This window comes from Bacillus oleivorans (assembly GCF_900207585.1).
Classification (GTDB): domain Bacteria; phylum Bacillota; class Bacilli; order Bacillales; family JC228; genus Bacillus_BF; species Bacillus_BF oleivorans.
Genome location: NZ_OAOP01000010.1, coordinates 199,060 through 207,653, shown reverse-complemented (window position 1 = coordinate 207,653; position 8,594 = coordinate 199,060). Strand labels below are relative to the sequence as shown.

Below are 8,594 nucleotides of genomic sequence, written 5' to 3'. Positions count from 1 at the left end.
AAGGCAAAATTAAAAGGCATGAGTCCGGTTCAATACCGAAATCATGCCCAAGTAGCTGCCTAAATTTCTGTGTCTAACTTTTTGGGTTCAGATCAGAATTGGGTGGTTTAATATTTTATAATTAAGTAGAATAGTATCATTGGAGAATTGCAATTTTTTGTAATCTAGTATAGGAGAACATACATGAAGCTTTTAAAAAATTCCTTCATACATATATTTAGTGTCCTTTTATTATTAATTATAGCTACCTTTCCTCTAGTGATATTTAATATGGGTGACAGGGTGGCTATTAACTTTGAAGGGATATTTGAAGAAATGAAGCAATTCTTTTCTGGACTCTTTACCGGCAGCTCGTTTTATTACGAGCAAGGGGACCGTATCAGATCTATATTAACGGATATTTCCCGTTACTTCAAATTTTCTTTCTTCTATTTATTTTGGTCGAGCTCCATCATATTACTGCTTTCCTTTATATTAGGTATTTATTTTTGGAGACAGAGTAATAAGTTACTGAATAATTTTTTGGGTTTTTTAGGGATGATCCCAGACTTTATTTTTATCTCTATTCTTCAAATTTTAGTTGTGATTTTTTATCAAAAAACGGGAGTAAGATTGGCAAAAGTAGCAACTCCGAGTACAGAGGACCCCGCTATTTTGCTGCCGCTGATAACACTTGTCTTAATTCCTCTTATTTATATTGTCAGAACGCTTAACGAAAGGACTCAAGATGTACTACGGGAAGATTATATCTTAACAGCGATTTCTAAAGGAATTAAAAAAAGAAATATTTACCTTTATCATGTCACAACCAATGTTACTCCTTTTCTAAAAGCAGACCTCCATAAGATTCTTGCAATCATGATTAGTAATCTATTTATTGTTGAGTACCTCTTTAATACCGGCGGAATTACAGCTTTGCTATTTCAGCATCAGATGAAATTTGGATATCAGTATAATTTAGTGATATTTTGTTTTTTTGCTTTATTCCTATTGTATGTACTCCTGTTCTTTTATCTGAAAATGTTGATTCTCCTTGTAGAAAGGATTCTCCGTCATGACTAAGTCAATTAATTATAAGCTTATAATCGGATTGCTTTTCCTTAGTTTTTTTGTATTCATTGCTATCTTTGGTCCATCAATTGCACCTTATAATAAAGATTACAAACAACAAATATTATATAGTCTAGAGAATGGGGGAGAGATTATAGGGCCGCCGTCTCCTCCTTCGCAGGAATTCTGGCTGGGAACAGATAAGTATGGGTACGACATTCTCACTAAACTATTATATGGTGCTAAATATACCGTCTTTACAACCATCATTGTCGCTTTATTAAGAACGGTTATCGGAACCATACTTGGAATCATCATGGGATTATCAAAGAAAAGCGGAGAGTTAAATAAGAGCCATTTTCCAATCCTAAGCAGTATTCCGACGTTCATTATTATTTACTTTGTTATGATCAGCATAAATATTGAACCTGTTCTATCTGTACTTTCATTAGTGTTGATTCAAGGGGCGCTTATGACTATACTAGGTGTTTCAGGCGTTTTTAATGTCGTTTATGCCAAAACAGCCGAAACAAAAAATAGTATCTTTGTCATGGCTTCTCAAACATTGGGTGGTTCCAGAATCCATATCATGAAGAAGCATATTTTCCCAATGCTTAAAGGAAATCTTTTAATCCTTTTTGTAAACGAAACCATTCAGGTTTTACATTTGATTGGCCAATTAGGTATCTTTAATTTATTTTTAGGAGGGACCAGTTTCCCGCTAATGGCAACTAAATTTACATCCATCACAAACGAATGGTCTGGCTTGCTTGGTGAGTCAAAAGACTTTTTATACTATGCCCAATGGATTCTGCTTTGTCCTTTAGCTGTTTATTTACTGTTTTTATTTACTTTTTATTTAATATCACTTGGGTTGAATGAAAGGCATCACGATCAAATTGCAAAGACACGGTATTTGTAAGCGGGCAGATAAAGTAGTCATTATGCCTGGGTGTAAAGCTGATTTAGAAAAATAAAGCAACCAAAACTAAGTTTTCTTAAATAAGAAAATAACTCTTAGAAATAACTTGCTGCGATCCTGTAAAATCGGGTCTGTGTTAATTATGAAACCTTTATTCTTTGTTTTGAATCCACGTTGGTAAAGACTGACTGATATTTCCGATGTCTCATAAGAATGAGCAGGCTGACGATTGAGATCAAGTTTACAAGAGACAGTAAAACAATAATAAATCGGAGCGGAAAAATATCTGCTGCAAGTCCAACGATTACGACTAAAAGGATCTGCCCAGTACTTTGGATGAGTCCATAAAAGCTTGTAACACGTCCCATTATTTCAATAGGTACATGATATTGATAAAATGTGTTGTATCCAGTGTTAGAAAAGGAATTAAAAAAGCCAAGTATGATGAATCCTATCGCAATCATCATGAATGAATTACTAAAAGCATAGAGCAGGTAACCTAATGACATCATAAGAAGTCCGCCGCCAAAAAGCATGCGAATCGAAAGTTTTTTTGAAAAAGAGGAAACGGCTACAGATCCCAGGATCGATCCAATACCAGTAATGCTTATAAGCAAGCTATAGTCTAACTCTGAAAGACCAACTACACTCTGAGTAAAAACAACTTCTTGTGTATCCATCGCAAAGGTTGTAAAAAGGGTCCCTAAATATAATCCAAGTATCAGTATAAAAACAGGAGTTTTTTTGCCAAAAGCAATTACGATTCTAGTATCTTCTCGAATGGCGGAAAAGGATAAGGGATTTTTGAATGATGATTTTGTCTCTTGCAGGTTGGGCAGATATAAAAACAAAACGGCTGAAATTAAAAAAGATGCGGCATTTAAAAAGATCGCCATATTTACCGAACCAATGACAAAAAGAACCCCAGCAATAGCTGGCCCCAAAATAAAGGCTCCAGAACTTGTTAAGGAGTAAAAAGCATTAAATTGTTTTCTTTGATCAGCAGGAACAAGCTCTGTAATATAGGTAATGGAAGCAGGAGAAAAAAATGCTTTAGCCATACTGACTAACGCAAGGATTATGTAAATTCCATAAACCGTATATATGAAGGGAACTAATGAAATTAAAAATGCCCGAATTAAATCCGTCCATATCATTAACTTCCTTCGATTGGCACGATCTATAATACTTCCAGCCCAAAATCTCGTAAAAATAGATGCAAGCGGACCCACGATCCATAAACCAGCAACAGCCGCAGCCGAACCAGTCATTTGAAATACTAATAAATTGAGAGCAACCAAAAAGATAAAATCTCCTAAACCAGATATGCCCGCAGCCCCTATTAATAACAGCGGAGAACGCCATCGATGCCATTTTTCTATAAATTTCAAAAGAACTCCCCCTCATGTTTATCATTCTATTAAAAAATAAAATACCTTTTTCGATAAATGAACATTGTGTGAAAATCGGAACAAACAAGGGTAGTCGTTACCTTTTTTAATAAATTGAATGCTTTTATCTTCTTGTTGAGCGGGACAGTTTCCGCTATAGTTTATAATAATTAATTTTGGAAATATGCTACTGGGTTGGGAGGGTGTAAGGTTGGATTGGAAGAAGCTTTTCGGATTCGGAAACAAACATAAAAATGAAATAATGAGTGACCAAATTGCAAAAGAAATTGGATTTACTGAAGAAGTCATACATATTATTAAGGCGTCTGTCAGCAGCAGCTTGCAGCCATTAATCATAAATGAATTATATAATGAGGGTGAAACAAGAACAGCAGGGATTTCATTTATGACCCCTGAAGACAAAGCTGAAAAGGTAGTCGTTGACCTTCAATCTCGCCTAAAACAGATGGGGTACTTAGTTTTTATATGCGAAAGAGACTTTGGTAACGAAAGAAAGAGTATGTGTAAAGTTGGAATCATAAAAGGACATGACCAATTTGAAATTCTAAAAGTCCAGCAAACAAATGGCGATAATTATGATATTAGTAATGAAGATGTTAGTGCAAAATTAAGGGAATGGAATGATCGTTATCCTTTTAACATGATCGGTGCTGATTATGACTGGGTTGAGGCGATTTTTTCAGAGCTCCCGGCGGACCAGCAAATGAAATCCTTTGCACAAGAAATATACGAATTTTGTCCGGATGTTGTGGACCAGGGGACTGAAACTATCGAAGCTCTAATTGAAGAAATGAGAAGAACAAATAAGCTTTTTTTATGGTGGGATTAAATAAATCCTTTTAAAGGGTTGAAAGAAAATACAGGGGAAACGCAACGTTTATTGAATCTAAGCGGACATAGGATCCGTTATTTCCGTAAAAACCACTGTTTTCATAATGCAATCGGACATATGTTCCGTTATTTTGCTAAAATCAACAATAAATAGCTGTAATTTACACGAATAACGGAACTGATGTCCTCAAATTTTTAAAAAAGCCGGATTTATCAAAAGTAACGGAACTAGTGTCCGTAATGAAACCCGTTGCCACCACGCACTATCCTACCTTCCGAATAACCACCTCGGTGCCCACCAGTTGGCATGTCCTAACATTTTCATCAGAGCAGGGACGACAATAATCCTGATAATGGTAGCATCAATAAATACAGCGCAAAATAATCCGACTCCAAGTGCTTTCGTTATTTCGATGTTAGTAAAAATAAACGAGCCAACTACTGTCATCAGAATTAAAGCTGCACTGGTGATTAGCCCGCCGGTTTTTTGCAGCCCCTCAGCCGTACTCCTGTCATTGTCTCCCGTTTTTTCGTATTCCTCCATAATCCTTGAAATAAGAAAAACTTCATAATCCATTGATATCCCAAAGACAATACTGAAAATGGTAACGGGCATGACGAGGTTGACATAGCCAGTTGACGTAATTTGCAATGCTTCGGCAAACCAGCCATTTTGAAAAACGATGACAACGATTCCAAGGCTGGCGCCAAGGCTAAGAACATTCATTAAGACAGCTTTTAAAGGAATTAATACTGATTTAAAAGCATAAAGCAAAGTCAAATAGGTCACAGTCATGATAAATAAAATCAAAAAAGGAAGCCCTTCGTAAATTCTGTTCAGCATGTCGAAACGAAGAGCGCTATGTCCCGTAACATATGTCTCCAATGATTCTGTTTTTACATTACGCAGCTGTTCCACTAGGTCGGAAGCTTGTGGGCTGTTTGGATCATGGGCAGGTATGGCGGTTAAAAGAGCAAACTCGCCTCGAAGGAGGTTTCTGCGTTCGAGGTTTTCTCTTGTTTCATCTGTTTGCAGCAGACCTGCAATCATTTCTGCAGATTGATTCTCAAATGTATCCAAAAAACTTCTTACTTCCTGAATACCATTTATTTTCGAAATGGTCTTTTCATATTCATTAATGAGCAGAATTGAGTCTTCCTCTGCTGCAGATTCAGGTGTTTTAACCACGATATAGATTGGACTTGCTTCTTTGTTGTCATAGTGTTGGTCGAACAAGTCTGAGCCCATTCTTGATTCATAAGAGGGAGGAAGTACTTCAGCTGTTGGGACTCCCAGCTTCATATTCGCAATTGGAGTCATCAGCAAAATCAGAATGAGACTAATGAATATTGTCAAAAAAGCGGGGCGCTTCATCACGCCAAAAGCAATTCTTCTCCATAAAGTTGAATTCCCCAGCTTTTTCTGAAGGGCAGGAAATACCTGCAGACGATTAATGGAATGTCCAAAAATTCCAAGCAAAGCAGGCAAAAGAGTGCTTGAAACTAAAACCGACATCAATACGATTAAGACTCCCCCGAGACAGAGGGAATACATGATCGGCAGCCTAATAAAAAGCATGCCAAACATTCCAATCAGTACGGCGAATCCTGAAAAAAAGACGGAATGTCCAGCTTTTTCCATTGTCCTCGCCACAGCTGATTCCACTGAACGATGGCGTTTTAATTCTTCACGAAAACGGCTGACCACAAATAGTGCATAGTCAATCCCCAGGGCTAGTCCGAGCATCATCACAATATTGGGGAGAAAGTTAGATACATCAAAATGGTAAGAGATGAAATAAGTAGTTCCAAGAGTGACCGATACGCTGACCATCCCGACAAAGACCGGAAGCAAGGCAGCGCCCACAGTTCCAAATATTATAAGCAAAACAATCAAGGCAATGGGAATTCCGATTAGTTCCGCCTTCACCAAGTCGTGTTTCGTTGCCTGCTGTATTTCATACAAGGTTGCTGTTCCCCCATCGATAAACAATTCCATACCCTGCGGAGCTGTAATCATTTCTCTTAATTCCGGATATACTTCAAGTGACTCCTGATTATTTAGGTTGATTTTTACAATAACAGATTGGATTCCTTTTTCTTCGGTTAGACGCGGTGTGGGGTTAACTTGAATATTCGTTATGTATGGCTGTGTTTTTAGATTTTCAAGGGATTCTATGATTCTTGCTGTTTCTGATTCCTCTGTCAGATCCAAATGATTACTTGTATATATCAGATTTAATGTGGAGGGTGACATCCCAAGCTCTTCCTCAAGACTTTCAAAGCCTAGATCAGATTCACTTCCTTCTGGTGTAAACCCGCTTTCCTTTAGCATGTCGGGCAGCCGTTGGGCATAAATCGAGGTAAAGATGAAAAGCAATGCCCAAAATGCAGCAATAGCCCAGCGATAACGATATGTCAGCCTCCCCAAATATCTAAAAAATTCTCTTCCCATCTCCTCACCTCTGTTTCGAGCGTCTATTAAGAAATATCATTTGCAGAAGGATTAGATTTTATAATGGGAGTGATTTTTTTATTACAAAAGATCTGATTGAAATTAACGCATTGCTGCCGGAATAGAAATGTGTTTTGGCTGAACCTTACTTGAAATCAATTCTTCATCATTTATTGCTAGCATACGAATAAAATATTCATAGTAGATATTCAAATATATAAATGAAAAACAAAAAGGGGTGAGGAACGAATTTGGGCCCATAAACGAATGAATAAGATAAATCTATTTAACTCACATTCTTTTACAGAAATTAAAATTGAGTTAAAGAAGAAACAGAAATCACCGGCTATTCCGGACATTCTTGGATTATCTGATGAAGATCGTGTTCTAATTAATCAAATAAAAGAGGAAACTAATAGGTTAAATGTAAACAATGTGACAAGAACACAAGCCTACCTAAAATTTTATCTGGCCCACCCAGAGATTCATTGGGCATTTTTAGGGCATATGGTATCGAGAAATGGCGGCTGGAATATGACGGATTTAAAGGGGGACTTTCTTTCTAATCTGCTTTCCGAGAAGGAGAGGAAGGCATTCTTCTCATTTTTAGAACGAGGAAACTGGCTTATATTTCAGGATGTTTATCCCCAGTTTTTATTATATGAAGAAAGTCTGCGGCAGAATAAACGTCTTTTTCACCTGCTTCCTCACTTCAATGTCTCTACTTTCATGGAAACGATATGGAATCAATTTTGGAAGTATGGAGATCCATATAAATTAGCCATTGCTCTGGTTATTAATGAACAATCCTACTTGGAAAAAAGAGTCGTACAAAACCCAGTTTATAAAAAAAGTGTTTTAGATACGCTTGAATTTATGCTTCAAGATCTTTTAAGTCTCAATCATATTCTTTTTCCATATTTTGAACATCGGAAAAATGAAACGAAAGCAGCATTGATTGGTCAAACCCTTCGTCATTTTAGCTCTTTACATGAACGGATTTTATTAGGAAAACGTTTATATTCACTCCTCTTTGACAATAAGAGAAGATTACAAAAAATAGTGAACTGGGCAGCATCTCACCCCCATACAGGATCACGAAAAGACTACTGGCCTCATCTATTTCATGATGTTAGAGAATCTTTGCCCGGATTTTTATATAAAAAAAGGATTAGAAATTGCCAGCTGCGAAAAGGGGAGAGGCCAATTTATAGTCCCAAACTTATCTATGCCTGGAAGGATGTTGCCCATACAGAAGCTGAAATTGGTGATTGGTTTAATGACTGGAGAGTGATTCATTACTTAATTAGAGAAAACTGCGAAACAGATGGAGAGATTATGGATGAATACTGTGAAACAATCGAAAAAATCGAGCTTGCGATCCTCGCCAAAAAGGTCATATTCCGTTAAGAGAAATAAACTTTCAGGATATGGTTCAACCCTTTTATTTGCATCTTTGCTTGGTACATATCTTGACCTTTATTTTGTCGGAAAACAATTCTATCAATTTCCAGTAAGACCCTTTCCAGAGATTTTTTCAATTAACATTGGTTTTACGCTTGTTGGCCTTCCTTTATTTACTTTTTTCTTTCTTTATTTTTCAGATACAATGACCTCATTTAAAAGATTTGTGTTTATGGTAATGATGAGTTTATTGATGGCTATTTTTGAAAAGCTGGCAGAAGGGTTTGGATTCTTTAATCATAGTGATCAATGGAAGCATTATTATTCTTCTATAGGATATTTTCTGTTCATGTTGTTGATTTGGAGATTTTATAGGTGGAGAAGGAGTTAATAAAAATAAATAACTTTTCAATTTGCAAAATATGATGATGCAATAGATGGAAACCAAGGGTAGATAAATATGTGTTACATGTCAAGTAAGGTTAAATGTGAGACCCTAATACGATGATGTTGTAAAATC

At 36.5% G+C, this 8,594-nt stretch carries 7 protein-coding genes; 5 read left to right on the top strand and 2 right to left on the bottom strand.

Annotated features, from left to right (window positions below):
- The first annotated feature begins 183 nt into the window (after positions 1-183).
- Positions 184-1,062 carry an ABC transporter permease subunit gene (locus tag CRO56_RS19330; RefSeq protein WP_097160257.1) on the top strand — a complete coding sequence of 293 codons (879 nt, stop codon included), beginning with the start codon at positions 184-186 and terminating at the stop codon, positions 1,060-1,062.
- The gene (locus CRO56_RS19325; RefSeq protein ID WP_097160256.1) at positions 1,055-1,972 is read left to right on the top strand and encodes an ABC transporter permease; all 918 of its coding nucleotides are present in this window, start codon (positions 1,055-1,057) and stop codon (positions 1,970-1,972) included. The genes CRO56_RS19330 and CRO56_RS19325 overlap by 8 nt, the downstream gene beginning before the upstream one ends.
- 140 nt (positions 1,973-2,112) lie before the next feature.
- Here the strand turns inward: CRO56_RS19325 and CRO56_RS19320 are convergent, their stop codons facing one another.
- Complete coding sequence (locus CRO56_RS19320; RefSeq protein WP_097160255.1) at positions 2,113-3,363, bottom strand: MFS transporter; 1,251 nt, start codon at positions 3,361-3,363, stop codon at positions 2,113-2,115.
- 211 nt (positions 3,364-3,574) lie between these two features.
- Between CRO56_RS19320 and CRO56_RS19315 the strand changes: the two genes are divergently transcribed.
- Positions 3,575-4,213 (top strand): DUF4253 domain-containing protein, encoded by a 639-nt coding sequence (locus CRO56_RS19315; RefSeq protein WP_097160254.1) that lies wholly within the window; start codon positions 3,575-3,577, stop codon positions 4,211-4,213.
- A gap of 270 nt (positions 4,214-4,483) precedes the next feature.
- On the opposite strand, the gene CRO56_RS19310 is transcribed toward CRO56_RS19315, so the two are convergent.
- On the bottom strand, positions 4,484-6,670 hold the full coding sequence (locus CRO56_RS19310) for an MMPL family transporter (protein WP_245855996.1): 2,187 nt from the start codon (positions 6,668-6,670) through the stop codon (positions 4,484-4,486).
- A 267-nt stretch (positions 6,671-6,937) separates the two neighbouring features.
- Between CRO56_RS19310 and CRO56_RS19305 the strand changes: the two genes are divergently transcribed.
- Both CRO56_RS19305 and CRO56_RS19300 read left to right on the top strand, forming a co-directional pair.
- Positions 6,938-8,080, top strand: coding sequence for a DUF2515 domain-containing protein (locus tag CRO56_RS19305; RefSeq protein WP_097160253.1), 1,143 nt, complete (start codon positions 6,938-6,940; stop codon positions 8,078-8,080).
- On the top strand, positions 8,013-8,465 hold the full coding sequence (locus CRO56_RS19300; RefSeq protein WP_097160252.1) for a CBO0543 family protein: 453 nt from the start codon (positions 8,013-8,015) through the stop codon (positions 8,463-8,465). Before CRO56_RS19305 ends, CRO56_RS19300 begins: the two co-directional genes overlap by 68 nt.
- The last annotated feature ends 129 nt before the right edge of the window (positions 8,466-8,594 follow it).